Below are 25,630 nucleotides of genomic sequence, written 5' to 3' on the forward strand. Positions count from 1 at the left end.
CATTTTCATTTACCACCCCGTTCTTACCCATCCGCCCAGGAGCGACCTCTTGTCCTTCCCGCCCCGCCCCACCGCCCTGCTGTGCGCCCTCGTGGCCGCGGCCGGCCTGCTCCCCACGGCCGCCGCCCCCGCCCGGGCGTCGGCCTCACTCACCTTCGGCGCCTGCCCGGACTCCGTACCGGGGCCGCCCGCGCCGGACCGCGTGGAGTGCGGGCGCCTCACTGTCCCGCTCGACCGGACACGGCCGTCCGGCCCGCGCATCGAGATCGCCGTCTCCCGCGTCCCCGCCTCCGGCACCCCGGCCGAGCGGCGCGGCATCCTGCTGGTGAACCCGGGCGGGCCGGGCGGCTCCGGGCTCCCCTACGCGGTGACCAAGCGCGCCAAACTCCCCGCGAGCGTGCGGCGTTCGTACGACGTCATCGGCTTCGACCCGCGCGGCGTGGGCCACAGCACGCCGGTGGACTGCGGTGCGATGGGCGGCCTGTTCGCCGCTCCGGGAGCCGACCCGGTGCCGACGACCCCGCGCGCCGAGCGGACCTACCTCGCGTCACAACGACACCTGGCCGACGACTGCGCGGCGGGCACGGACACGGGAGTGCTGCCGTATCTGTCCACCGAGCAGACGGCCTACGACATGGACGCGATCCGCGCCGCGCTGGGCGAGCCGCGCACGAGCTTCCTCGGTGTCTCGTACGGCAGTTACCTGGGCGCCGCCTACGCCGCGCGCTTTCCGCACCGGGTCGGCCGCATGGTCCTGGACAGCGTGGTCGGGCCCTGGGACTGGCACGACTTCGACGTGATCCAGAGCCGGGCGATGCTGCGCGCCCGTGACACCTTCTTCGCCTGGACCGCCGAGCACCCCGAGCGCTTCGGGCTGGGCGCCGGCGCGGACGCCGTACGGCGGTCGTATCTGCGCGTACGCGGCGGACTCGCCGCCCGCCCGGTGAACGGCTTCGGCCCGGCGGAGTTCGACCGCGCCGTCTACCGCGCCCTGGGCCGCACCGAGCGCTGGGCGGGCCTGGCCGACGGGCTGCGCGTCTATCTGACCGACGGCAGCCCGGACGGCCTGCGCCCCACGTCCGCCTTCGACAGCCCGGAATCGCGCAACTACGAGGCGGCCAACCGGATCGTGAAGTGCGCGGACGGCCCGGGACCGACGCCCCGGGAGGTCGTGGCGGACATACGGCGCATACGCCGGCTCGACCCGCAGCCGGTGCTGACCGGACTGGAGGCGTCGGCCTGCGCGTACTGGCGGCACCGCCCGGACCACCGAACACCGCTCGGCAGCCCGGCCGCTCCGCCCGTGCTGCTGGTCGCCTCCGCGCACGACCCGGTGACCCCGATCGAAGGCGCCCGCAGGCTGCGGGAGGTACTGCCCGGCTCCCGCCTGATCACCCTCGACGACGACTACTCGCACGGCGTGTTCGCCAGCCGGGGCAACGCGTGCGTGGACGGGACGGTCGCCGCCTATCTCGTCGACGGGACGGTACCCGCGGCCGATGTGCGCTGCTCAGGGCCGGGACTGCCGGTCACGGCAACGGCTGCTCCGTCCAAATGATCTTGCCGTTGGGGGTGTACCGCGTCCCCCAGCGCTCGGTGAGCTGGGCGACGAGGAACAGGCCGCGCCCGCCCTCGTCCGTGCTGCGGGCCCGGCGCAGCCGCGGTGAGGTGCTGCTGCCGTCGGAGACCTCGCAGATCAGGGCGCGATCGCGGAGCAGGCGGAGCTGGACGGAGCCGTGCGCGTGGCGGATGGCGTTGGTGACCAGTTCGCTGGCGATCAGTTCGGTCGTGAAGGCCAGGTCGTCCAGGCCCCAGGCGGCGAGCTGGCCGGTGACCGCGACACGCGCGCGGGAGACGACCGCCGGGTCGCTGGGCAGCTCCCACTGGGCCACCCGGTCGGCGCCCAGCGTGTGGGTGCGGGCGATGAGCAGGGCGACGTCGTCGCCGGGGCGGGCCGGCAGCAGGGCGTCGAGCACGGCCTCGCAGGTCTCCTCCGGCGGGCGGCCGACGTCGGCCAGGACGGTGCGCAGCTTGTCCAGGCCGGCGTCGATGTCACGATGCCGGTCCTCGACGAGACCGTCCGTGTAGAGCACGAGTTGGCTGCCCTCGGCCAGCTCCAGTTCGACCGTCTCGAAGGGCATGCCGCCGAGACCCAGGGGAGGGCAGGAGGGCAGGTCGACGAACTCGACCGTGCCGTCCGGGGCGACGACCGCGGGCAGGGGGTGCCCGGCGCGGGTGAGGGTACAGCGCCGGGACACCGGGTCGTAGACGGCGTAGAGACAGGTGGCGCCGACGATGCCGGAGTCGGGGGTGTTCTCCGCCGCCCAGCCCTCGCCGCGGTCGAGCCGGCCGACCAGGTCGTCGAGGTGGGTGAGGAGGTCGTCGGGCGGCATGTCGAGGGCGCAGAAGTTGTGCACCGCCGTGCGCAGGCGGCCCATCGTGGCGGCGGCGTGCAGACCGTGGCCGACGACGTCGCCGACGACCAGGGCGACGCGGGCGCCGGACAGCGGGATGACGTCGAACCAGTCGCCGCCCACACCGGCCTGCGCGGGCAGGTAGCGGTAGGCGACCTCGACGGCGCTCTGCTCGGAACGCCCCCGGGGCAGCAGGCTGCGCTGCAGCGTGAGGGCGGTGTTGTGCTCGCGGGTGTAGCGGCGGGCGTTGTCGATGCAGATCGCGGCGCGCCCGGACAGTTCCTGGGCCAGGGACAGGTCGTCGTCCTCGAAGGGGGCGGGCCGCACGGAGCGGTAGAAGCTGACCACGCCGAGGGTCGTGCCCCGCGCCCGCAGCGGCACGGTGATCAGCGAGTGGATGCCCGCCGCCAGCACCCGTGCCAGCCGTGCCGGGTCCTGCGCGATCCAGCCGCCCGCCTCCGCCAGGACGGGTTCGAGCACGGACTGCCGGGTCTCCAGGGAGCGGGCCTGCGGCGTGGACGGGACGTACTCGACCAGGTCGCCGACGTCGTAGAGGTTGTGGGGATCCTTGCGTACGGCGCGGATGGCCACCCGGCGCAGCGCGGTGGCGCCGCCGAGGGCTTCCGGTTCCTCGCCGCGCAGCACGGAGTCCGGAAGGTCCACGGCGACGAAGTCGGCGAACCGGGGGACGGTCACCTCGGCGAGTTCCTCCGCGGTGCGGGTGACATCCAGGGTGGTGCCGATCCGCACGCTCGCGTCGTGCAACAGCTCCAGCCGCCGCCGCGCCAGCACGGCCAGCCGGCCGACGCCGGGCTCCCCGACGAGAAGCAGCCACCCTTCGGCGCCGCCGCCGTCGCTCTCGCCGTCCGGTCCGGGCGGGGTGGGCGGTTGCGGCGTGGGTACGACCGTGGGGGCGCGCGGAGGCTGTCCGGCGGGGAGAGGGAGGACGGTGCGCGTCGTGGCGGGCGGTGCGGAGGCCGACCCCGGCAGCACCTTGGTGGACTCCGGCCCGTTCTGGGGCCGGGAGGGGGCGGGCCCGTCGGACGTGGGCGGTGCGACCGGCGCGACCGGCACTGCGTGGAACGCCTGGACGGCCTGGGCTGCCGGTCCGAGCGTGGTCTGTACGGCCGACGCGGCCGGCGCCTGCGCGACCGACGGCGCCGCGCGGACGTGACGCAGCCGCGGGCCGTCGAGGACGCGGGCCTCGACGGCGACGCCGGTCTCCCCCGCCGCTCCCTGGACCTGCCGGCGCAACAGGGTGGCGGTGCGGCCGCTGGGCAGGGTGACCTCGGCGAAGGTGCGCTGCGGTGAGGCGATGAGTTCCTCGGCCCTCTCCCGCAGCACCGCCAAGTCGATCCGGCCGAGAGCATCGGCGGCGTCGCCGTACCTCAGTTCCTCGGGCTGCCTCGGCCAGCCACGGGCGTGGCCGTCGGCGCGCCGGTACGCGGCGAGGAGGGCGCGTTCGCGCTGGGAGGCCTGTTCCAGCAGCCGGCCCTCGATGTCCCGGGCGGCGTCGCGGACCAGACGCACCATGGCCGGGTCGCCCTGGTCGCGCAGGCAGGTGAGGTCGAGGACGGCCTCGATGCGCCCGCTGAGCGGGTCCCGGACGGGCGCGCCCGCACAGGCGAAGGGCTGCAGGCAGTCGGCGAAGTGCTCCCGGCCGGCGACATAGACCGGGCCGCGCTCGGCGAGGGCGGTGCCGACGCCGTTGGTGCCCACGGCCGCCTCGGAGGCGTCGAACCCGGGCGCGAACTGCACCTCGTCGAGACGCTCGCACAGCTGCCGGCCACCGCCGAGCCGCTGGACCATCCGGCCCTGCCCGTCGCACACGGCGATGGTCATCCCCACGTCGACGAGCGAGGCGGCCAGGCCCTTGAGAACCGGGTCGGCGGCGCGCAGCAAGCGGTCGTCCAGCGCCACGTCCGCGGTGTAGCGGACCAGCAGCCGGTGCGGCTCGAGCCCGACGGAGCGGCAGCGCTTCCAGGAATCGAGCACGGAGTCCCGGACGTCCGACTCGACCAGTGAGCCGGCGAGGAAACGTTCGTGGGCATCGACGAGTCCGCCGATGTCGTCCCAGGCGACGGACAAAGGGATCACTTCCCTCACCCGAAGCCGGCCCGGCCACGCGCCGCCGCTCGACCCGCGGCCCCGTCGGCTTCTCCAGGCGTAATCACCCTAGTCCTTTTGTGACGTGCATCACAACGGATCTCTTGAGTGGCGACTCCGCCGCGTGGGCACCAGCCGCGCCGCCACCCCGAATGTGACGCACGACGCACAGCGGGCCCCAATTTTTTGCCTGCGGCGGTGATTGTTTCTCGCTCGCCCTACGTACCTCCTGGGGACCGAGCAGCTCACCTCAGGAGGCTAGGCACGATGCCCATCTCGCGCCGCATGGTAGGAACCGTCTTCGTGGGAGGCGCCCTCGTTCTGACCCTCTCCGCCCTCGCCTACCCCGCCATGCTGGGCGTGGAGACCACGTCCGCCAGTCAGGACCGCGTCATCGCCAACACGCAGTATGGGCCGCTGACCGAGGCCGACCGCGACTTCGTGGTCAAGGTCCGCGCGGCAGGCCTGTGGGAGCACCCCCTGGGCTTGATGGCCATGGAGCGGGGCACGACCCCGGAGATGAAGGAGGCCGGCGAGCACCTGGTCGTCGGACACGCCCGGCTCGACCTCGCCTGTCGCAAGATCGCGTCCGAGCTGAACATCACGCTGCCCAACCAGGCCAGCCCGCAGCAGCAGCAGTTCGTGGCGACCGTGGACTCCAAGACGGGCAAGGAGTTCGACGCCACCGGTGTCGCCATCATGCGGGTGACCCACGGGCAGATCTTCCCGGTCATCGCGAAGATCCGGGGCACCACGCAGAACACCATGGTCCGTCAGCTGGCCGACCTGGCCAACGACACCGTGCTCGACCACATGACGGTCCTGGAGAAGACCGGCATGGTGAACTTCGACGCGAACAACTTCCAGCAGACCACCCCGCCGAAGCTCCCCAAGGACCAGCTCACCCCGCCGGCGCCCCAGCCGGGCGCCCCGGTCCTCACGCTCGCCATCCCCAAGGGGCTCGAGGACCTGAACACCGCGTCGCCGTCGGCACTGCCGAGCGCGGACGTCAAGTGACGGCAGCAGCGCCCCGGAGGCCCTCCGGGGCGCTGTGACCCGACGTGCGACGCGGGATCAGCCCGTCTTCCACCCCCACGGCGTGTCCATCCGCTCCCACTCCGCGGCCCACTCCGCCAGCCGTCGCCGCTCCAGCAGCAGCCGTACCACCCAGGTGGACCCCAGCACGAGGCCGGCGGTGCCCGCTCCGGCCAGGACGCCTCCGGCGATCGAGTGCAGGACCAGCTCGCTCTCGGACAGCGGCTCGTTGGCGATGGCGCCGTTGCGGTCGGTCCACACCTCGACCTTGCTGCCCGCCTGTGCCTTCGGCGGTACTCGTGCCTCGTCCGTGCGGGTCGAGCCGTCCGGTTCGGACCAGCGGACGGTGGCCCACACCAGATGGTCGGTGGTGACCCGCGAGGGCGCCGGATCCTCGGCGTCCTTCACGAGTACGGCCGTCACCCTACGGCTCTCGTCCCGGTGCGCCTGCGCCGACTGCACGACCGCGTCCGCCGCCGCCAGTCCCACGAACAGGGCCCCGACCAGCGCGAGCACCCATCCGCACAGCACGACCCAGGCCTCGATGACGTCACTGCGCCGCCGCAGCGGACTGCGCCGCCACCGCCACAGCCGCACCCTCGTGCACTCCGACGCAGCCATGCCGACACCCCCTTGAGCACCGACAGCACTCTTCCAGTGTGCGCCCTCCGCGGCGGCCGCGTACGTCTCGTGTCGATGTCGCCGGCTCGAGCCGCGCCCCGCACCCGTGCCCGGCGGCTCAGCTCGCGGTGCGCCGGATCCGTCCGGCGTACCGCCTCTCCAGCTCCAGGTTGCCCTCGAAGCCGCCCGGCACGTTGGCCGAGACGTACACCGGCGGGCGCTCCCCGGCGGCCAGGAGCTGGGAGGAGGCCTCGGCCACGGCCATCTGGACGAGCATCACGCCGGTCAGCGTGGACAGGGCGCACACCGCGCCGCCGCCCGGGAGCTCCAGCAGCGCGTCGCCGCGCGGGGCCGCGTTGTCGAGGACGACGTCGGCGAGGTCGGCGAGCTTCCTGCCGCTGGGGTGGCCGGCGGGGACGGCGCGGGTGTGGGTGAGGGAGGTGAGGGCGAGGACGCGGTGGCCGCGCTCCTTGGCCCGCAGGGCCATCTCCACGATGACGTTGTTGACGCCGGAGTTGGAGATCACGACGAAGAGGTCCTGGGGGTGCGGTGCGGCAAGGTCGTAGATCCGGTCCGCCACCCCGGCCCGACGTTCCAGAAGCGGGTCGTCGAGGACGCTCGGCGAGTCACCGCCGTACAGGACGAGGTCGGCGATGCTCAGCCGGTTCGTCGGCACCAGCCCGCCCGCGCGTCCGGCGAGTTCGAGGACGACGGCCTGCGAGTGGCCGGTGCCGAAGGCCTGGATCACGCCGTCCGCGCGCACGCAGTCGGCGATCAGCCGGGCGGCACGCACCACGTCGTCGCGGGCGGAATCGGCGATGCGGTCGAGGACGGCCATGCTCTCGCGTGCGAAGCGCCGGGCGCTCAGGGACTCGTCGGACACGCGTCACTCCCCACGGGTGGATTGAACCACCCCATACGACTCTATCGGTGAATCAATAAATCACACACCGGACGGCGGGAGCAATGAGCGCACAGGCAAGGAGCCGGAGGCGCCCCATCCCCGCCCTCGGTCCTGGTATTCAACCTGCGGAGCAAACGGTGGCTGGTACCTTCTCCCCATGCCCCCGACGGACGTCACCACACTGATCCGCACCGAGCTGCCCCGGCTGGCCGGCTCCCTGCGGAAGGTCGGCGAGCTGATCCTGGAGGATCCGGCCGCCGTCACCCACTGCTCGGCCGCCGAGCTGGGCCGCCGCACCGGCACCTCCCAGGCGACGGTGACCCGCTTCTGCCGGGCCATCGGCCTCGACTCCTACCAGCATCTGCTGATCGAGCTGGCCCAGGAGCGCGGCCGCGGCGAGGTCTCTGACTGGGGCACCGCCGAGATCGGGCCCGACATCTCCCCCGACGACAGCCTGGAACGGGTGGTGCAGGTCGTCGGCACCGCGGACCTGCGGGCCATCCAGCAGACCATCGACCGGATCGACCTCGACGCGCTCGAACGCGCGGCCCAGGCCCTGGCCCGCGCCCGGCGCATCGACGTCTACGGCGTCGGCGGCAGCGGCGCCGTGACGCAGGAGACGGAGACACGGCTGTTCCGCATCGGCTGCTCGGTCCGCGGCTGGACCGAGGTGCACGCGGCGGCCACCTCCGCGGCCCTGCTCACCCCGGCGGACGTGGCGATCGGCATCTCCCACTCCGGGGCGACCCGCGAGACCCTCGAACCGTTCGAGATGGCCAAGGAGCGCGGCGCCACCACCGTCGCCCTCACCACCGACCCGCGCTCGCCGCTCTCCAGGGCCGCCGACATCCGGCTCATCTCGTCGTCCTCGGAGACCAGCTTCCGCGCCGAGAGCATCAGCAGCCGCCACTCCGTCCTGATGCTCGTCGACTGCCTGTACGTCCGGGTCGCCCAGCTCACCTACCAGCGCGCGAGCGCCTCGCTGGCGTTGACCGACCACATCACCCCGCAGCACGCGGTGAAGTCGCGCCGGGCGCGCTGAGCCCGTCCGGACCGTCCGGGACTGCATGGATGAACCACCGAAGAGACATCCACATGGTTGTTTGAACCAACCTCTCGGTGCCAGGATGGGGCTCCCCACGAGCACTCGTAGGAGCCCCATGCGCGTCATCTCTGTCGAGTCGACCGAGCTCTTCGTCGGCACCGAGGACCACCCGCAGCAGATACTGGCCGTCGAGATCGGGCACATCCCCGGCCGGAGGGTCCGCCTCACCGCCGAGGGGCCGGGGGTCCACGGCACTGCCGAGGCGACCGCGGCGGACGACGGCACCGTACGGGCCGAGATACCGGTGACGACCGACCTGGCCCCGGGCGACCGTACGCACATCAGGGTCACGGCCGAGGACGCCGAGGACCCGGCCCGCCGCGTGGGGCACTCCGCCGCGTTCACGGCCGCCGAACCCGGCTGGACCATGTTCATGGTCAGCCACTTCCACTACGACCCCGTCTGGTGGAACACCCAGGGCGCCTACACCGAGACCTGGGACGTCGCCGACGACCCTGCCACCACCGGCCTGCCCGCCCGCACCTTCGACTCACGCGGCCAGTCCGGCATGAGCCTCGTCCGCGCCCACTGCGATCTGGCGCGGCGCGACCCGGCGTACACCTTCGTGCTCGCGGAGGTCGACTACCTCAAGCCGTACTGGGACGCCTTCCCGGAGGAGCGCGCCTTCCTGCGCCAGCTGATCCGCACCGGCCGCGTCGAGATCATGGGCGGCACCTACAACGAGCCGAACACCAACCTCACCGGCGCCGAGGCGACCGTACGCAACGCCCTGTACGGCGACGGCTTCCAGCGCGGGATCATCGGGGCGTCGCCGGAGACGGCCTGGCAGCTGGACGCATTCGGGCACGACCCGCAGTTCCCGGGGCTGATGGCGGACGCGGGGGTCAGCTCCAGCTCGTGGGCGCGCGGCCCCTTCCACCAGTGGGGGCCGACCCTCTCCGTCTTCGGCGAGGAGCCGCGGGATCCGCAGCGGATGCAGTTCCCGGCGGAGTTCAGCTGGATCGCCCCGTCCGGGCGCGGCCTGCTGACGGCCTACATGGTCAACCACTACGGCGCCGGCTGGGCGATCGACAACGCGCCCACCCTGCCGGAGGCGGAGGCGGCCGCGCTCAAGCTCTTCAAGGGGCTCAAGCAGGTCGCGCTCACCCGCAACGTCCTCCTCCCGGTCGGCGGTGACTACGCGCCGCCGTGCCGCTGGGTGATGGACATCCACCGGGACTGGAACGCCCGCTACGTCTGGCCGCGCTTCATCAGCGGCATCCCGAGGGACTTCTTCGCCGCCGTACGCGCGGAGCTGGAGTCGGAGGGCCGCAAAGCGTCCCCGCAGACGCGCGACATGAACCCCATCTACACCGGCAAGGACGTCTCCTACATCGACACCAAGCAGGCCCAGCGGTACGGCGAGACGCTGCTCGCCGACGCGGAGGCCTGGGCGACGCTCGCCTCGCTGGTGACCGGGCACCCGTATCCGGACGCGGCGCTCGACAAGGCGTGGCGGCAGCTGATCTACGGCGCCCACCACGACGCCATCACCGGCTCGGAGTCCGACCAGGTCTACATCGACCTGCTCACCGGATGGCGGGAGCTGTACGACCTCGCCGAGACCGTGCACGCCGACGCGACCGACGCCCTTGCGGGCAAGGTCGCCCAACTACCCGGCGGGACACCGGACTTGGTCGTCTTCAACGCGGCGACCTGGGAGCGCCGGGACGTACTGGAGGTCGACGACCCCGGACTCGTCCCGCTGGACGACACCGGCCTGCCCCTGCCCGCCGTACGGGAGGACGGCGAACTCCGCGTCGTCGTACCGCAGGTGCCCGGCATGGGCCTCAAGGCGCTCCCCCTCGCCGAGGGGACCGTCCCCGAGTGGACGCGCGGCGAGGGCACCAGCATCCGCAACGAGTTCTACGAGGTGACGGTCGATCCCGCGCGCGGAGGCGCCGTGAGCAGCCTGCGGGCACTCGCGGAGGCCGGCCGGGAGCTGCTGCGCCCCGGCGACATCGGCAACGAGCTGGTCGTACAGGAGGAGTACGCCCGGCATCCGCGCTTCGGCGAGGGTCCCTGGCACCTCACCCCGACCGGCACCACGGCCGCCCGCAGCCGGGACGTCACGGCCGACATCGATGTCGATCACTCCCCCGCCGGATCGCGGATCACCGTCCGCGCCGACCTGGGCCTGTTCCGCTACACCCAGCGACTGACCCTCTGGAAGGGCGTCGACCGCCTCGACCTGACGACCACGCTGGACGGCTACGACGGCGCCGACCGCCTCATCCGGGTCCGCTGGCCGTCCGACGTGCGGGGCGGGCTGCCGGTGCACGAGGTGGCCGACGCGGTGATCGGGCGCGGGTTCGGGTTCGTGGAGGTGGACAGCGAGCGGTTCCCGTGGACGCTGGACAACCCGGCCAACACGTGGTTCGGGCTGGGGTCCACCGCGCGGGTCGCGGTGGCCGACGACTCCGGCCGCCCCCTCGGCGAACGGTCCATCGGGGTCGCCGAGTTGGTGTACTCCTCCTGGGACGACGCCGGTGAACTGGGCTCCGCGCTCGCGGCGGCCCTGGTGCGCGTGGGCGTGACGGCGACCTCGACGATCGCCGGGGGCCCGCGCTACGGCGACCTGGAAGTGGACTCCAACCTGCCCGACATCCGGATCGCGGTCGGCGCGCCCGAGCGCAACTCCGTGGTCGCCGAGGCCCTCGGCTGGGACCCGGCGGCCGGGCGCGAACTGCGCCGGCAGCTCGCCGAGCAGGGCGTGGCCGCCGTCTGGGTCGCACCGCGCGCCTCACTGCGGGAGGAGTGGGTGCCCGGCGCCGACCTGCGCGACCTGGAGCGGCTGCCGCTGCTCGTGGTGGCGGGCGCCCGCCCCGAGGACGACGCCAAGGCCGTGGACGCGCTCGTCGCCGACCTGGACGACGCGGTCCTGCGGGCCACGGCGGCGGGCGGCGGGGAGGCCCTGCCACCGGGGGACGCGTGGGACGGCCGCAGCTTCGCGGTCCTGAACCGGGGGACGCCGGGCTGTGTGGTGACGTCGTCGGGCGACCTCTACATGTCGCTGATGCGCTCCTGCACCGGCTGGCCCTCGGGCATCTGGGTCGACCCGCCTCGTCGCACCGCCCCCGACGGATCCGCCTTCCAGCTCCAGCGCTGGTCCCACACGTTCGAGTACGCCGTCGTCGCGGGTCCGGGCGACTGGCGGGAGCTGCGGCTGCCCCAGGCCGGACATGCGTTCAACCATCCGCTGACGGGGCGGGTACGGCGGACGGCCGCCGAGGATGCGGCGCTCCCCAGGAAGGCCGTACTGCTGGGGCTCGAACCGGCCGGGGAGGTGCTGCTCGACGCGCTCAAGGCGGCCGGGTCGCCGCTCGCGCGGGGCAGCGTGGCGGCGGCCGATCCGGGGCGCGGGGTCGTCGTACGGGTGCACGAGGTGAACGGGCGGCCGGTGCGGGCGCGGGTGCGCGGGCCGCAAGGGTGGACGGAGGGTGCGCGGGCGGATGTCCTGGAGCGGCGAGGTGAGCCGCTGACGCCCGACGATCAGGGGGCGCTCCCGGTCGGCCTGACCGGTTTCGAAGTTGCCACCCTCCTCGCCACCGCCGACGCGGAGAGCTCCTCCGGTCCCGGCATCGCCGCCCACGAACCGGCCCAGCCCGTCCCCACCCGTTACTGGCTGCACAACTCCGGCCCCGCCCCACGCGGCAACATGCCGGTCGCGGTGTACGTCTCCCCGACCACCCTCACCGTCGCCGACGGTCCGGTCACGGCGACGGTCCGGGTGAGCTCGGAGCTGACCGACGCGCCGGTGTCCGGCACGGCGAGCCTGCACGCCCCGCCCGGCTGGTCCATCGAGCCGGCCGAACTCCCGTATGCCCTGGGCCCCGGCGGGTTCACGATCGCCGAGGTCACGGTCACACCACCGCCCACCGCGGAGCCGGGCCGGCACTGGCTCGCCGCCCGGCTGTCGTACGGCGGGCAGACGTACGAGGACGTCGTGGCGCTGGACGTGCCGGACGGGCACAGGGGCCCAACGATCCTGACCGAGCTGGGAGTTGAGCGGGTGAGCGTACGCCGGGGTGACCGGACCCGGGTCCCGGTGACCCTGCGCAACCCGACCCGGGGGCCGGTCAGCGGCACGCTGTGGGCGGTCTCCTCGTGGGGGACCTGGGCGGCTGTGACACCGGGCTGCCAGGGCTTCACCGTGGCCGGCGGGGAGCGGCTGGAGTGCGCGATCGAGGTGGACGGCGGGGCGGTGCCGCCGGGGTCGTACTGGCTCATGGTCAAGGTCGGCTGGCACGGCTGTGTCGCCTATACGGAGGCGGTCGAGCTGGAGGTGACACCGTGACGGAACACGCCGCTGTCGTACAGGGCGAAGCGGTCCCGAAGGTCCGCGTGGACGCCTTCCTGGAAACCGTGCCACCCCGTGATCGCGAGACCCGTCCCGAGGCTCTCGCGCGTGCCGAACGGCAGCGGCGGCGCTGGGCGACCCAGGTGGTGGTGACCGACGAACTCGCCCGGCGCGCCTGCGCCGACCGAGGGCTGGACCCACCGGACGAGGTGTCCCCCTCCCTCCTGCTCACCGTGGCCGAGTCGGACGTCGCCGACCTCGGCAGCATCGTCGCGGCGGCGTTGACCCACTCCCCCGCCGCCCGTCTGCTGCTCGCCGAACTGGAGGCGGAACAGGACGTCCCGGAAACGGCCGTACGCGACTACTACGACCGCAACCGCGACCGCTTCCTCACCCCCGAGGCGCTCAGGCTCGGCGCCGACCCCTTCCAGGAGGCGGCGGACGTCGTGCCGTACGAGCACGCCCGCGACGGCATCGAACGCGAACTGCGCCGGGCGGCCGGCCGGCGGGCCTTCTTCGACTGGCTGGACCAGGCGCGCACCGGCGTGGAGTACGCACCGGGCCACGAGCACCCGGGCGACCCCTCCCACCCGGACCACGAGCACCGCCACTGACCGACCGGAACGTAAAAGCAACCCGGCAACCCATTGACCTCCGATGAATTCTGGTCCACCTTTTCATCAATCAGCGTCCAAGTTGGTGATTTGAACCAGCGAAACCCCGCCGTCTAGGTCGGCCGCAGGAGGGCACCCATGCGCGCAAGCAGACTTCCCGGATCCCTGGCATGTTTCCTCGCCCTGGCACTCGCGGCCGCCGGCTGCGGCCTCTCCGGCGGCTCCGACGACGGCGAGGCCACGGCCGGCGGCTGCAAGGTGGACAAGGCGAACGTCGGGTCCGGCGCGCTCTCCGGGGACGTCAAGGGCGACATCACCTTCCAGACGACCAATCTGAAGAAAGACTTCGGCGACTACTTCAACGGCGTCATCGACGCCTTCGAGAAGGAGCACCCGGGCACGAAGGTCAAGTGGATCGACGACCCCGGGGACGCCACCTTCACCCAGCGCCTGGTCGCCGACGCCCAGGGCTGCACCCTGCCGGACGTGGTGAACATCAACGTCAACACGGCGGTGGCGCTGACCAAGAACGGCTACCTGCTCAACCTCGACGAGAAGGCGCCGGACGCCGGCAAGCCGTTCACCGAGTCGATGTGGAAGTCGAGCACCTACGCCGCGGCCGACGGCACCGAGGTGCACAGCGTGCTCCCTTGGTACTCCGGCGGCATCGTGCAGACCTTCAACGACGACCTGCTGCAGAAAGCGGGCCTGGACCCGGCCAAACCTCCGACGTCCATACTCGGTCTGTTCTCCGACGCCGAGAAGATAGCCAAGGCCTCCGACGGCAAGTACTTCGCCTTCCTCGCCAACCCGCAGCTGCGCATCCCCGCCGACTGGCAGCAGATGGGCATCGAGGTCCTCTCGGCGGACGGCAAGAAGTTCACCTTCGCCGACGACCCGAAGACGGTGCGGTGGGTCGAGGGCATGACCAAGCTCTACAAGGCGGGGGCGATGCCGAAGGACTCCCTCTCCTCCACCCAGGACCCGGCCAACGTCTACGGCCAGGGCAAACTGGCCTACGGCCCGACCAACCCCAACTTCCTGCGCTTCATCCAGCAGAACAACCCGAGCGTCTACAAGAAGACCGGCGTCGCCCGCTACCCGCTGGACGACCTCGGCCACACCGTCGGCGCCCCGCAGTACATCGGCGTGGCGTCCACCAGCAAGAACGCGGTGACCGCGCTGGCCTTCGCGCGGTTCCTGACCAACGCGAAGAATCAACTGGAGTGGGCGAAGGACCCGAACGTCGTCATCTTCCCCTCCACGACCGAGTCGCTGAAGGACCCGTTCTTCCAGCAGGTCGAGGGCACCGACCCGTTCGCCGAGGCCCGCAAGATCGTCGCGAGTGACCGGCAGACCGCCACGGCCGACGAGATCGCCCTCACACCGGGCGAGCTGAACGCCATCTCGGCCCAGATCCAGCTGGCCATGCAGGGCAAGAAGAGCGCGCAGGACGCCCTCGACGAGGCCCAGTCCAAGGCCAACGCGCTGATCGAGCAGGCCGGCTGACGATGACTCAGCGCACCGCACCGGACAAGGCGCCCGTTCCCGCTCCCCCGGGGGCGGGCGCCCCGCGCCCCGGCGCTCTTCCCCCGCCGTCCCCGCCGGGGTCGCTGCGCCGCGTCCTGCGTGCCGTCACGCCCGGCCCGACGGCGGACGCCGGGGGCGCGGCGCTCTACCGCCGCTGGTGGCTGCCCTGGCTGTGGATGCTCCCGGCGATCGTCGGCACGACCGCGTTCGGGGTGTTCCCGTTCCTCAACACGATCCTGGTGTCCTTCACCGACGCCAAGCCGCTGGGCGGCGCGTACGAGCTGGTCGGCCTGGACAACTACAAGCGGATGCTGTCCGACTCCGACTTCTGGCTGGCCACCCGCAACAGCCTGCTGTACGCGCTGATCGTGGTCCCGCTGATGGTGCTGCTGCCGCTGCTGCTCGCCATCCTGGTCGAGAAGAACCTCCCGGGCATCGGCTTCTTCCGCTCCGCCTTCTACACCCCCGTCCTCGCCTCCAGTGTGGTCGTGGGCCTGAGCTGGCAGTGGCTGCTGAGCGACCAGGGCCTGGTCAACACCTGGCTGCAGAAGGCGCATCTCATCCGCGAGGCCATCCCGTTCCTGTCCGACTCCTGGCTGATCCTGCTGTCGGCGATGGGCCTGACACTGTGGAAGGGCCTCGGCTGGTACATGATCTTCTACCTGGCCGCGCTCGGGAACGTGCCGAGAGAACTGCACGAGGCGGCCGCCGTGGACGGCGCCGGCGCGGTCCGCCGCTTCTGGCACGTCACGGTGCCCGGCGTACGCACGTCGATGATGCTGGTCGGCACCCTGACGGGCATCGGCTCGCTCCGCGTCTTCACCGAGATCTACATGCTCGGCGGCGCCACCGGCGGCCCCGGCGGCGCCGACCGCACGCTCCCCTTCTACATCCGGGACGTCGGCCTCGACCCGCTCACCGGCAACGCCGGCTACGGCGCGGCGGTCAGCGTCGCCCTGTTCGCACTCACCCTGGGCCTCACGCTGCTCGCCCAGCGGCTGACGAAGGAGGACGAGGCATGACGACCGCCGCTCCCGAGGGCACGGCGACCGCGCCGCTCGAGTCCAGGCGCCGCCGCCTGATGCCCCGCTGGCGCGACTACGGCCGCCCCCGCGAACTCGCCCTGCGCTACCTGCTGTTGGTGTTCGTCCTGTTCATCACGGTCGGCCCTCTGGTCTGGCAGGTGCTGTCGTCGCTCAAGGGCGCCGGCGAGGACGTCTTCGGCGCGGGCGCCTCCCTGATCCCGCACCACCCGACGCTGCGCGCCTACGAGCAGGTCTTCGACCAGGTCCCGGTGTGGACGTACATCAGGAACAGCCTGTTCGTCGCGGTCATCTCGATCGCCAGCCAGCTCGTCTTCTCCACCATGGCCGGCTACATGCTCTCCAAGCCCGGCTGGAAGGGCCGGGGGCTGGTCTGGGTGCTGCTGATGGCGTCCATGATGTTCCCCTTCGAGTCGATCATGGTGTCGCTGTTCCTGAGCATCCGGGACATGGGCCTGGTCGACCACCTCGTCGGCGTCTGGCTGCCCGGCTTCGTCGCCGCGATCAACGTCCTGATCATGCGGGCCGCGTTCCTCGCCGTCCCGCGCGAGATCGAGGACGCGGCGATGCTGGACGGGGCGGGTGAGTGGAAGCGATTCCGGTATCTCTATCTCCCGTCCGCGTACGGCGCGATCCTGGTCGTCACCATCAACACCTTCATCAGCGCCTGGGACGACTTCCTCTGGCCGCTGATCGTGCTGCGCTCCGAGGAGCACTTCACGCTGACGCTGGGTCTGGCCCGGCTGCAGACGTCGTCGTTCGGGTACGACCAGCGGCTGGTGATGGCGGGGTCGGTGATCTCGGTGATCCCGGTGCTGGTGCTGTTCGTGATCACGCAGCGGTGGTTCTACAAGGGCGTCTCGTCCGGTGCCGTGAAGCTCTGAGTCGGTACGGCGGTCAGTGCGGCCCGCGCCGACTCGGCGACGCGGGCCTCCACCGTGGTCCCGGCGTCGGTGGCGGGCCGGGGGAAGACAACCGTGCGGGTCTCGCCCGGCGCGAGCTCGACGGCCCGGAACCCCCTCAGTTCGAGGGCGCGGGGCCAGACGGGGGTCCGCAGCCGCCGGATGTACAGCTGCGCGACCGTACGGCCGTACCGCTGCCCGGTGTTGGTGACGTCGACGCGGACGGTGTCCCCGTCCAGCCGCGGCGGTCCGTAGGTGAAGCTCGTGTACGACAGCCCGTGCCCGAATCCGTACAGCGGCTCGGCGCTGCCGTCGACATAGCCGCCGTACTCCGTCTCCTTGTGGTTGTAGTACACCGGGAGCCGGTCCGCCGAGCGGGGGACGGAGACGGGGAGGCGGCCGGTCGGCTCGGTGTGCCCGAGGAGGACCTCGGCGATGGCCTCGCCGCCCCAGGGGCCCGGGTACCAGGCGGTGAGCAGCGCGCCCGCGCGGTCCGCGGCCTCGGGTACGGCGTGCGGGCGGCCCTGGATCAGGACGACCGCCGTCGGCGTGCCGGTCGCGGTGACGGCGTCCAGCAGGGCGTGCTGGGCCCTGCCGAGCCGCAGTCCGGCCAGGTCGGCGCCCTCGCCGCAGGTCATGTGCGAAACGGCGGTCCGCGCGGCCCCGTTGGCGTCGAACTCCGTGTCGGGCGTACGGGCGCTGGATCCGCCCAGCACGAGCACCGCCAGGTCGCAGGCGGCGGCCGCGGCGACCGCCTCGGGGATGCCGGTGAGGTCGTCGCCCGTGAGCGCGCAGCCCCGGGCGTGCCGGATGCCGACCCCGGGCGGGGCGAGGCGCCGGAGTCCGTCGAGCACACTCGTCCCCGTGCCGGGGCGCTGTGGGGCGGTGTAGTCGCCCGACTGGTGGGCGACGGTGGCGGAGTGGGGTCCGAGGACGGCGATACGGGAGACGGCCGCCGGTATGGGCAGCACGCCGCCGTCGTTGTGGAGGAGGGTGACCGCCCCCCGGGCGACGCGCGTGCTCACCTCCCTGCCCCCGGCCGGGAAGGGCGGCGGCGCGCCCTGCCGGTCGAACAGCCCCAGCCGGAACTTCAGCCGCAGGACCCGGGCCACGGCGGTGTCGAGAGCCTCCTCGGCCACCAGCCCCCGCTCGACCGCCTCCCGAAGGTGGGTGAAGCCCTCGTCCCACAGGCTCAGATCGACACCGGCGTTCAGCGCGAGCGCGCCCGCGGACACCTTGTCGCCGGTGATACGGGCCAGCCGGTCCACGGCGAGGCCGTCGGCCATGACGAGGCCCTCGAAACCCCAGCGGCCCCTGAGCAGCTCGGTGAGCAGGGCCTTGTTTCCGGAGCAGGGCGTCCCGTCGACCTCGTTGTAGGCGGCCATGACGGCGGCGGCGCCGGTCCGGACACCGGCGCGGGCGGCGGGCAGATGGATCTCGTTCAGTTCGCGGAACCCGAGCTCGGACTCGGCGGAGTTGCGGCCGCCGACGGTGGCGCCCTGTCCGGCGAAGTGCTTGAGGACGACGGCGGCCTTGTCGGCGGCGAAGTACTCGGCGGGCCCGCCCTGCATGCCGCGTACGACGGCCTCCGTGAAGCAGGCCGCCAGGTACGGGTCCTCGCCGAAGCACTCCTCGGTGCGGCCCCAGCGCGGGTCGCGGGCGATGTCGAGGGCCGAGACGAGGGCGACATGGCCGCCGCGGGCCCGCAGTTCGGCGGCGGCGTGGGCGGCGGCGCGTTCGTACAGCCCGGGGTCCCAGGTGGCGCCGACGGCCAGATTGACCGGCAGGACCGTGCCGTCCAGCGCCATGTGGCCGTGCGGCACCTCCTCGACGAACAGCGCCGGTATGCCGAGCCGGCTGCGCTCGACGACATGCCGCTGCACCAGCTCGGCGAGGGCCGCACCGTCCTCGGCGCCGGGCCCGTCGGGGTGGTCGACGCCGGACCAGGCGTCGGCGCGCTGGAGGCCGTACAGGGCGCCGAGTCCCTCGAAGCGGTCGGTCTCGGTGTACAGGGCCTCGGTGAGTTCGAAGCCGCCGTCGGGGGTGCGGCGGTAGGCGTTCCAGCCGTACATCCGCTGGTTGAGCTGGCCCACTTTCTCGCGCAGCGTCATGCGGGCGAGAAGGTCGCCGACCCGGGCGTCCACGGGGGCGGTGGGGTCGCGGTACAGCGGGGTCGGCGGGAGTCCTGCGGGGTGCCGCCGCGCGGCGAGCCCGCTCATCCGGCGTACCCCAGTCGGGCGAGGGCGACGGCACCCCGGGAGCCGTCGGCCACCCAGTCGAGGGTGAGGCCGAGGGGGTGCAGCCGTGCGGTGAGGGGTGCGGTCAGCGGTCCGTCCGGGCCGAGCAGGGCGCCGGTCGCGACGATCCGCTCGCCCGGCCTGGGTTCGAGGGCGCGGACGGTGGCGGTGAGGTGCTCGGCGGCCGTTTCGAGGATGCCGGTGGCGACGGCGTCCTCGTACCGGGCGGCGGCCTCGGTGACGAGCGGGGCGAGCCGGGCCAACTGGACGGGCGGCCGGTCCATCACGGCGGGGAGCAGGTGCATGCGGTACGCCTCCCGCCGCGCCCGAGTCCAGGCCCCGGCGTCGTACGGCCCAGGAGTCCCGCCCGGCAGCACGTCCTGCGGCACCCCCAGCGCCCGCCCGACCGAGGCTGCCAGCGCCGTCGGCCCGCCCCTGCCGTCCGCCATGCGCAGCGCCACCCGGACCGCCTCGCGCCCGATCCAGAAGCCGCCGCCGTCGTCCCCGAGCAGCCAGCCGTCGCCCCCGGCGGTCGTCGTGCACGCGCGTGCGGTGATACGCGCCGCGACCGCGCCGGTGCCGGCCACCAGGGCGAGTCCGTCGGCGGGGTGGCCGGGCGCGGAGGCGAACGCGGCCTCGATGTCGCTGTGCACCTCGACCGAGGCGGCGCCGATGCCCAGCCGGCTCAGCGCGACGGTGAGCGCGGCGTGCGCCTTGACCCGGCCCGGCTCGTCCGGGGCGGTCCGGGACGCGCCCGCGAACCCGCCCGCCACGGCCACGACACGGCCGCGCAGCTCTTCCGGCACGGCGTGCGCGAGGGCCTCGGCGAGATGCTCGGTGAGCTGCGCACCGGGGACGGTCAGGGCGTTGCCCGGCCCGCCGACGCCCTCGCCCTCGGGGGCGCCGGCTGGCAGGGGTGCCAGGACGGCGCGGGTACGGGTGCCGCCGGCGTCCAGGCCGACGACGTACGCCGGGGCCTGCCCGACCGAAGCTTGGTTCAAATCACTATTCATCGGCGACCATGGTGGTTGATACATTCGCGATGGACAAGAGCCCGACCTAGCCCGACCGAGAGCCGGACGAAGAGCACGACCAGAGCCGGACAACAGCCGACAACAGCCGGACAGGCGCCAGGCCCCGCCCGAGGGCAGGCCCCGACCCGAGGAGGATCCCATCCACCCGCTCCGCTTCGGCGTCAACTACACGCCCCGCCACGGCTGGTTCCACTCCTGGCACGACTTCGACCCGGCACGCGCGCGTGAGGACCTGGACCGGATCGCCGGTCTCGGCCTCGACCACGTCCGCGTCTTCCACCTCTGGCCGCTGCTCCAGCCCAACCGCACCCTCGTCCGCAGCGCCGCCGTGGACCAGCTGGCACACCTGGTCGACCTGGCCGGCGAGGCCGGTCTGGACGTCATGGTGGACGGCGTCCAGGGCCACCTGTCGAGCTTCGACTTCTACCCGGAGTGGACCCGCAGCTGGCACCACCGCAACGTGTTCACGGACCCGGAGGCCATCGAGGCCCAGGCCACCCTCCTGCGCACTCTCGGCCGCGCACTCGCCGGCCGGCCGAACCTCATCGGCCTCCAGCTCGGCAACGAGCTCAACAACCTGGTCGAGCACAACCCGGTGACGGTCGACGAGGTCGACCACTACCTCGACACCCTGCTGGCCGCCGCCCGGGACGGGCTCGGCGACGGGGGCGGCCTGGTCACGCACTCCGCGTACGACGCCGCCTGGTACGGCGACGACCACCCCTTCACCCCGGAGGCCTCGGCCCGCAAGGGCGACCTGACCACCGTCCACCCCTGGGTGTTCTCCGGCGACTGCGCCCGCCGCTACGGCCCCCGCTCCCCGCAGGTCCGGCATCTCGCCGAGTACGGCACCGAACTGGCCAAGGCGTACGCCACCGACCCCGCGCGCCCCGTCTGGGTTCAGGAGACGGGCGCGCCCGAGCCGCATATCCCGGCCGCCGACGCCGCCGAGTTCGCGCGGGCGACCGTTCGGAACGCGGCCGAGTGCGCGGGGCTGTGGGGTGTGACCTGGTGGTGCTCGCACGACGTGGACCGCTCACTGGCCGACTTCCCGGAGCTGGAGTACACCCTGGGCCTGTTCGACTCCTGCGGCCGCCCCAAGCCGATCGCCGAGGCGCTCACCGAGACCCTCACCGAACTGCGCGAGGACCCCCACCCCGCACAGCCCCGTGCCACCGCCCTGGTCCTGGACTGCACGCCGGGCACGCGGTCGGTGTCCGGTCCGGGCGGCGCGTTCTTCGAGGCGTGGATGCGGATGCGGGCGGAAGGCGTCCGCCCGGCGGTGCTCCTGGCCGCGCGGGCGCAGGACGCGGAGTACTTGTCCGCCCGGGGGATCAAGGAGGTCGTACGGCCCTCCTGAGCGGCGTACGTCCGGCGGGCGCGCCTCAGTCGTCGGCGACGCCCGCCAGCACCTCGGCGACCGCCCGCAGGTTGGCCCGCCCGCGCCCGTACGAGCACAGCGCGCCGCCCTCCGGCAGCCCCGTGTCCACCCGTACCGCGTCCGGCCGCCGGGCCAACAGGGCGTCCCGCAAGCACAGTTGCCAGGGATGCAGAGCGGCGTCGCAGGTGGCGACGACGAGGGGCGCGTCTTTGCAGCAGCGCAGCATCCCGTCGACGAGCTCGGCCGGATCCGCCGGTTCACCGGTGACGGAGGTGCCCGTCGCCGTGGGGTCGGCGGAGCGCATCTCGGTCAGCAGGTCCTCGCCGCCCCAGTTGAGGGCGGGGTGCGGCGGCGGGAAGAGGTCGACGACATGGGCCCCGCGCACGGCGGGCGGTACGCCCCGGCCGCGTACGGCCCGGCGCGCGGCCGTGAGGCCGGCCTCCGCGTCCCAGCCGGCGACCTCCAGGGGCGGGGTCGCATAGCGCGCGGCGAGGCGCCGCACCCGCCCCGCAGCCTCCTCGACGCGCTCCCGGGCCAGCACGCCGGTGCGCAGCGCGTCGAGCACGGCTTCCCGGCAGGCCAGGGTGACACCGAGGTCCCCCACGGCGACTATGACCTGGTCCGCCCCCGCCGCGAGCGCGATGCGCGCGCCGGCCGCCTCGCCGTACGCGTCGGCGATCGCCTTCATCTCCAGGGCATCGCTGACGAGGACGCCGTCGAAGCCGAGGTCGTGGCGGAGCAGATCGCCCAGGATGCGGCGGCTGAGCGTGGCGGGGCGGCCCGGGTCCAGCGCCGGGAAGACGACATGGGCGCTCATCAGCATCGGCACGCCCGCGGCGACGGCCGCGCGGAACGGTTCGAGGTCGGCGCGCAGTTCGTCGTACGGCCTCGGGTCGACCGCGATGCCGTGGTGGCTGTCGGTGACGGTGCCGCCGTGGCCGGGGAAGTGCTTGGCGCAGGAGGCTATGCCGCGCGCCTCGGTGGCGGTGATCCAGGCGCGCAGGTGGCGGGCGGCGAGCTCGGGGTCGGCGCCGAAGGAGCGGGTGCGCACGATCGGGTTGTCCGGCCGGTGCTGGAGGTCGGCCACGGGGGCGTAGGAGGCGGTGATGCCGAGGGTGGCCAGGTGCCCGGCCAGCGCGTCGGCGCAGCGGGCGGTGAGGTTCGGGTCGTCGGCGACGCCGAGGGCGTAGGAGCCGGGTACGTCGGGGGCGCCGGCGCTCACCAGGTGGCCGATGCCGCCGCCCTCGTTGTCGATGGCGACGAGGAGGTCGGGGCGGATGGCCCGCAGCTCGTCCGTGAGGCGGCGCACCTGCTGCGCGTCGCGGATGTTGCGGGTGAAGAGGATGACCCCGCCGAGGCCCCGGTCGATGAGCTCCTTGAGCGTGCCCGGCACGCTCGTGGTCCCGTCGAACCCGGCGACGAGACAGCGGTGGGCGGCTTCGTCCAGATCGGCGGGGAGCGCGCTCGACCTGGACGATATGTGCTCGAAGTGGCTCACCCCGGCAATGCTCTGGCTCGATCAGCCGAAAGTCAACCTGTTGGTGGATGGCTGATTCAAGGTGCGGGCGGGGTCTCGGGTCCATGGGCAGGTTCAGGCCGGGGTCCCGCAAGGCCGTTTCGGCGCCCGATCAGCGCAGCACCGCGGCACGGCGGCACGGCGAACACGCCGGTCGTGTCGCCCGCCGGCCGACGATCCTTCGGGTCCCGGACACCGGGATGTCACGCCGGGCGGGCACGTTTTCGTCGTCCCCTCCTGCCTCGCCCTGTGTCCGTCCGCTCCGTGCCGCGCGGGCGTGACGTGGAAGGACGACCAGCGCCGTGTCCCTGCTCCCGCTCGGTGGTCTCCCCGGACCGCTCCCCGCCGCTCCCGCACCTTCCCCTGTCCCGTCCGCGACGACCACTGAGCCCTCCCGGCCCCCGTCCGCCGCCACCCCCGCGATCGCGCCTCCCCCCACCTGCGCCCGCTCCTCCTTCTCCCCCGCGAGCCTCGCCCGTCATGCGCTGACCCTGCTCCCGCTCGTGCTGGTCGGAGTGTGGGCGGCGGCCGACTGGCGCGCCTTCCGGGACGGAGTCACGCGGCTCGCCGCCGCCGACCCCTGGTGGCTGCTGGCCGGTCTCTTCTTCACCTGCATGGGCTGGGTGGCCGCCGCCTGCGTCCGCCAAGGGGCCGTACCGGAACGGCTTCCGCCGGGCCTGTTGCTCGCGTCGCAGTTCGCGGCCGGCGCCGCGAACCAGGTACTGCCGGCGAGTCTCGGCGCCCATGCCGTCACCCTGCGCTTCCTGCAGGGCCGCGGCATCCCCCTGGCCCGGGCCACGGCCTCCCTCGCCCTGTACTCGCTGGTCAAACCGATCGCGAAAACAGCGGTGCTCCTCGGCTTCCTGCTGGCCTTCCCCGAGCTGCTGCACCTGGGCGAACTCGTCCCGGACGGGCGGACGTTGCTCCTGGTGGCCGCGGGGGTGGCGACCGCCCTCGCCACGGCGGGCATCGTCGCGGCGGCCGTACGGCCCCTGCGCCGCCCCCTCGTCGGCTTCGTACGCACCGCACTGACCGACGTACGCCGGTTGCACGCCATGCCCACCCGCGTGCTCGCCCTCTGGGGTGGGGCCGCCGCCACTCCGCTGCTCCAGGCGAGCGTGATCGCCTCGGTCGGCTTCGCGCTCGGCCTGCCGCTGTCCTGGACCCAGGTGACCCTCGCCCTCCTCCTCGCCAGCACGGCGGTCGGGGCGGTGCCCGCGCCGGGCGGCATCGGCCCCGTGGACGCGGCGCTGGTGTTCACGATGGTCACCTTCGGCGCACCCATGGGCCTCGCCGCCGCCACGGTCATCGGCTACCGCGTCCTGACGGTCTGGGTCCCCCTGCTGCCGGGCGCGCTCGTGCTGTCGATCCTCGTCCAGCGGAAGGTCCTCTGACCCGACGACGGCGCCCGCCGCTCCCCTCTCCACGCTTCACGGCCGACCGAGCCGGCCGAGCCGCCCGCACACCGCATTGAATAGACGCGACGACTAGTCTAATCTTCTTGAGTAGACGCAACGGTAAGTCTCGCTTTTGATCGTGCGTCCTGTGTCCACAACCGCTCATGAGAGGCCACACCCGTGGGGAACCCGACCGTCCGCGCCATGGACCGGACCAGCGCGCCAGAGAAGGTGAAGGGCGGCGGTCTCGCCGCGTTCAGCGTCGCCTTCGCCTTATGGATCACCATGGCGGGCACCACGGCGCCGACCCCCCTCTACCCGCTCTACGGCGAGGAGTTCGGCTTCACGCCCTTCACCGTGACCGTGGTCTTCGCCGTCTACGCACTCGGCGTCGTCCTCGGACTGCTGGCCTTCGGCCGGCTCTCGGACCAGGTGGGCCGCCGCCCGGTACTGATCGCGGCCACGTTGCTGTCCGTGTGCGCCGCGGTCGTCTTCCTGCTCGCCCAGAACGTCGCAGCCATGCTCGTGGCCCGCGTCATCTCCGGCTTCTCGGCGGCCCTGGTGACCGGCGCCGCCACCGCCTCCCTGGCCGAACGACTCGGGCCGGACGCCCGGGTGAAGCCCGCCACCGTCGCACTGTTCGCGAACATGGGCGGCCTGGCGTGCGGCACGCTGCTGGCCGGCATCCTGGCCGACGTCGCCCCCTCCCCGCTGCGCACCCCCTGGGTCGTCATGCTCGCCCTGGCCGCCATCGGCACGCTCGGAGTCATGGTGAACGGGGAGAGCTCCGCGCACCGGTCCGGCTTCTCGCTGCAGTTCCAGCCGCTGCACGTACCGAGCGAGATCCGGTCGGACTTCCTGCGCTCCGCCATGGCGGCGGGTTCGGGCTTCGCGGTGCTCGGCGTGCTGACTGCGGTGACCGGCCTGTTCCTGGGCACGGTGCTGAACGAGTCCAGCCATGCGCTGACCGGCCTCGTGGTCTTCATCGCCTTCGCCTGCACCGCCTTCGGCCAGCTCCTGGTCCGCACCCTCAAGCCCGCCACCGCCCTGCCCGTGTCCTGCGTGGGTCTGATCGTCGCCGCCGGCCTGATCGCCACGTCGATGGCCACCAGCACCCTGGCACCCCTGCTCATCGGCGCCGCCGTCAACGGCCTGGCGACGGGCATCGCCGTGGGCCATGGCATCGGCAGCATCACCACGCGCAGCGCTCCCCAGCACCGCGGCGCCTCGGTGTCCACCTTCTTCGCGATCCTGTACTCGATGCTCGCGGTGCCCGCGATCGGTGTGGGCGTCCTGATCCGCGAGACCAGCCTGCGCCCCGCCGGCGAGACGTTCAGCGCGGTGGTCGCCGCGCTCTGCCTCGGTGTACTGCTCAGCCTGGTGCGAACCGGCGGGAAGTCGTCCTGATTCCGGTCGGCCGCACATCCGTTCGCGGCGAGCCCCTGTGCCAGAATCTCAGAAACGCACGACTCGAAAGGTTGACGGGACCAT

17 protein-coding genes are annotated in these 25,630 nt (G+C 73.0%); 11 read left to right on the forward strand and 6 right to left on the reverse strand.

All coding sequences use genetic code 11. The annotated features are described in order from the left end of the window. Positions 1 to 49: 49 nt before the first annotated feature. Complete coding sequence (locus tag ACIREI_RS22245) at positions 50 to 1,558, forward strand: alpha/beta hydrolase (protein WP_403335372.1); 1,509 nt, start codon at positions 50 to 52, stop codon at positions 1,556 to 1,558. On the opposite strand, the gene ACIREI_RS22250 is transcribed toward ACIREI_RS22245, so the two are convergent. Further along, positions 1,530 to 4,511: a SpoIIE family protein phosphatase gene (locus tag ACIREI_RS22250; protein ID WP_403335375.1), complete on the reverse strand. Its 2,982-nt coding sequence runs from the start codon at positions 4,509 to 4,511 to the stop codon at positions 1,530 to 1,532. The genes ACIREI_RS22245 and ACIREI_RS22250 overlap by 29 nt on opposite strands. A 276-nt stretch (positions 4,512 to 4,787) precedes the next feature. Between ACIREI_RS22250 and ACIREI_RS22255 the strand changes: the two genes are divergently transcribed. Continuing rightward, on the forward strand, positions 4,788 to 5,537 hold the full coding sequence (locus tag ACIREI_RS22255) for a DUF4142 domain-containing protein (RefSeq protein WP_403335377.1): 750 nt from the start codon (positions 4,788 to 4,790) through the stop codon (positions 5,535 to 5,537). A gap of 57 nt (positions 5,538 to 5,594) precedes the next feature. Here the strand turns inward: ACIREI_RS22255 and ACIREI_RS22260 are convergent, their stop codons facing one another. Together ACIREI_RS22260 and ACIREI_RS22265 are read right to left on the reverse strand one after the other, a co-directional pair. After that, the gene (locus ACIREI_RS22260; RefSeq protein WP_403335380.1) at positions 5,595 to 6,176 is read right to left on the reverse strand and encodes a hypothetical protein; all 582 of its coding nucleotides are present in this window, start codon (positions 6,174 to 6,176) and stop codon (positions 5,595 to 5,597) included. 118 nt (positions 6,177 to 6,294) lie between these two features. Next, entirely contained in the window at positions 6,295 to 7,059 is a 765-nt protein-coding gene (locus ACIREI_RS22265; RefSeq protein WP_403335383.1) for a sugar isomerase domain-containing protein, read from the reverse strand. Between the two features lie 178 nt (positions 7,060 to 7,237). On the opposite strand from ACIREI_RS22265, the gene ACIREI_RS22270 reads away from it, so the two are divergent. The 6 genes from ACIREI_RS22270 to ACIREI_RS22295 all read left to right on the forward strand — a co-directional run bounded on the left by ACIREI_RS22270 (position 7,238) and on the right by ACIREI_RS22295 (position 16,556). Then, positions 7,238 to 8,122: a MurR/RpiR family transcriptional regulator gene (locus ACIREI_RS22270; RefSeq protein ID WP_403335386.1), complete on the forward strand. Its 885-nt coding sequence runs from the start codon at positions 7,238 to 7,240 to the stop codon at positions 8,120 to 8,122. Between the two features lie 118 nt (positions 8,123 to 8,240). Further along, a complete protein-coding gene (locus ACIREI_RS22275) occupies positions 8,241 to 12,482 on the forward strand; it encodes an NEW3 domain-containing protein (RefSeq protein WP_403335388.1) in 4,242 nt (1,413 codons plus the stop codon). Then, entirely contained in the window at positions 12,479 to 13,099 is a 621-nt protein-coding gene (locus ACIREI_RS22280) for a peptidyl-prolyl cis-trans isomerase (protein WP_403335391.1), read from the forward strand. The genes ACIREI_RS22275 and ACIREI_RS22280 overlap by 4 nt, the downstream gene beginning before the upstream one ends. 138 nt (positions 13,100 to 13,237) lie before the next feature. Continuing rightward, complete coding sequence (locus ACIREI_RS22285) at positions 13,238 to 14,608, forward strand: extracellular solute-binding protein (RefSeq protein ID WP_403335394.1); 1,371 nt, start codon at positions 13,238 to 13,240, stop codon at positions 14,606 to 14,608. A gap of 2 nt (positions 14,609 to 14,610) precedes the next feature. After that, on the forward strand, positions 14,611 to 15,651 hold the full coding sequence (locus ACIREI_RS22290; protein WP_403335397.1) for a carbohydrate ABC transporter permease: 1,041 nt from the start codon (positions 14,611 to 14,613) through the stop codon (positions 15,649 to 15,651). Beyond that, a complete protein-coding gene (locus tag ACIREI_RS22295; protein ID WP_403335400.1) occupies positions 15,648 to 16,556 on the forward strand; it encodes a carbohydrate ABC transporter permease in 909 nt (302 codons plus the stop codon). The genes ACIREI_RS22290 and ACIREI_RS22295 overlap by 4 nt, the downstream gene beginning before the upstream one ends. Here ACIREI_RS22295 and ACIREI_RS22300 read toward each other — a convergent pair. Beyond that, positions 16,520 to 18,793 (reverse strand): glycoside hydrolase family 3 N-terminal domain-containing protein, encoded by a 2,274-nt coding sequence (locus tag ACIREI_RS22300; protein WP_403335402.1) that lies wholly within the window; start codon positions 18,791 to 18,793, stop codon positions 16,520 to 16,522. The two genes, ACIREI_RS22295 and ACIREI_RS22300, sit on opposite strands and share 37 nt — an antisense overlap. Then, positions 18,790 to 19,824: a BadF/BadG/BcrA/BcrD ATPase family protein gene (locus ACIREI_RS22305; RefSeq protein ID WP_403335405.1), complete on the reverse strand. Its 1,035-nt coding sequence runs from the start codon at positions 19,822 to 19,824 to the stop codon at positions 18,790 to 18,792. The genes ACIREI_RS22300 and ACIREI_RS22305 overlap by 4 nt, the downstream gene beginning before the upstream one ends. 160 nt (positions 19,825 to 19,984) lie before the next feature. On the opposite strand from ACIREI_RS22305, the gene ACIREI_RS22310 reads away from it, so the two are divergent. After that, positions 19,985 to 21,205 carry a glycosyl hydrolase gene (locus tag ACIREI_RS22310; RefSeq protein ID WP_403335938.1) on the forward strand — a complete coding sequence of 407 codons (1,221 nt, stop codon included), beginning with the start codon at positions 19,985 to 19,987 and terminating at the stop codon, positions 21,203 to 21,205. Between the two features lie 25 nt (positions 21,206 to 21,230). Here ACIREI_RS22310 and ACIREI_RS22315 read toward each other — a convergent pair whose 3' ends face one another. Continuing rightward, positions 21,231 to 22,724, reverse strand: coding sequence for a glycoside hydrolase family 3 N-terminal domain-containing protein (locus tag ACIREI_RS22315; protein WP_403335408.1), 1,494 nt, complete (start codon positions 22,722 to 22,724; stop codon positions 21,231 to 21,233). A gap of 320 nt (positions 22,725 to 23,044) precedes the next feature. On the opposite strand from ACIREI_RS22315, the gene ACIREI_RS22320 reads away from it, so the two are divergent. Further along, entirely contained in the window at positions 23,045 to 24,136 is a 1,092-nt protein-coding gene (locus ACIREI_RS22320; RefSeq protein WP_403335410.1) for a YbhN family protein, read from the forward strand. Between the two features lie 207 nt (positions 24,137 to 24,343). Beyond that, a complete protein-coding gene (locus ACIREI_RS22325) occupies positions 24,344 to 25,546 on the forward strand; it encodes an MFS transporter (protein ID WP_403335413.1) in 1,203 nt (400 codons plus the stop codon). Positions 25,547 to 25,630: the final 84 nt, after the last annotated feature.

Source organism: Streptomyces sp. NPDC093591 (genome assembly GCF_044764885.1).
Taxonomy (GTDB): domain Bacteria; phylum Actinomycetota; class Actinomycetes; order Streptomycetales; family Streptomycetaceae; genus Streptomyces.

Bases quoted from the DNA above. Each gene is read 5' to 3' on its own strand.
- ACIREI_RS22285 (WP_403335394.1), top strand. From the start codon at position 13,238: ATGCGCGCAAGCAGACTTCCCGGATCCCTGGCATGTTTCCTCGCCCTG.
- ACIREI_RS22270 (WP_403335386.1), top strand. From the start codon at position 7,238: ATGCCCCCGACGGACGTCACCACACTGATCCGCACCGAGCTGCCCCGG.
- ACIREI_RS22295 (WP_403335400.1), top strand. From the start codon at position 15,648: ATGACGACCGCCGCTCCCGAGGGCACGGCGACCGCGCCGCTCGAGTCC.
- ACIREI_RS22305 (WP_403335405.1), bottom strand. From the start codon at position 19,824: ATGAATAGTGATTTGAACCAAGCTTCGGTCGGGCAGGCCCCGGCGTAC.
- ACIREI_RS22325 (WP_403335413.1), top strand. From the start codon at position 24,344: ATGGACCGGACCAGCGCGCCAGAGAAGGTGAAGGGCGGCGGTCTCGCC.
- ACIREI_RS22255 (WP_403335377.1), top strand. From the start codon at position 4,788: ATGCCCATCTCGCGCCGCATGGTAGGAACCGTCTTCGTGGGAGGCGCC.
- ACIREI_RS22290 (WP_403335397.1), top strand. From the start codon at position 14,611: ATGACTCAGCGCACCGCACCGGACAAGGCGCCCGTTCCCGCTCCCCCG.
- ACIREI_RS22275 (WP_403335388.1), top strand. From the start codon at position 8,241: ATGCGCGTCATCTCTGTCGAGTCGACCGAGCTCTTCGTCGGCACCGAG.
- ACIREI_RS22300 (WP_403335402.1), bottom strand. From the start codon at position 18,793: ATGAGCGGGCTCGCCGCGCGGCGGCACCCCGCAGGACTCCCGCCGACC.
- ACIREI_RS22260 (WP_403335380.1), bottom strand. From the start codon at position 6,176: ATGGCTGCGTCGGAGTGCACGAGGGTGCGGCTGTGGCGGTGGCGGCGC.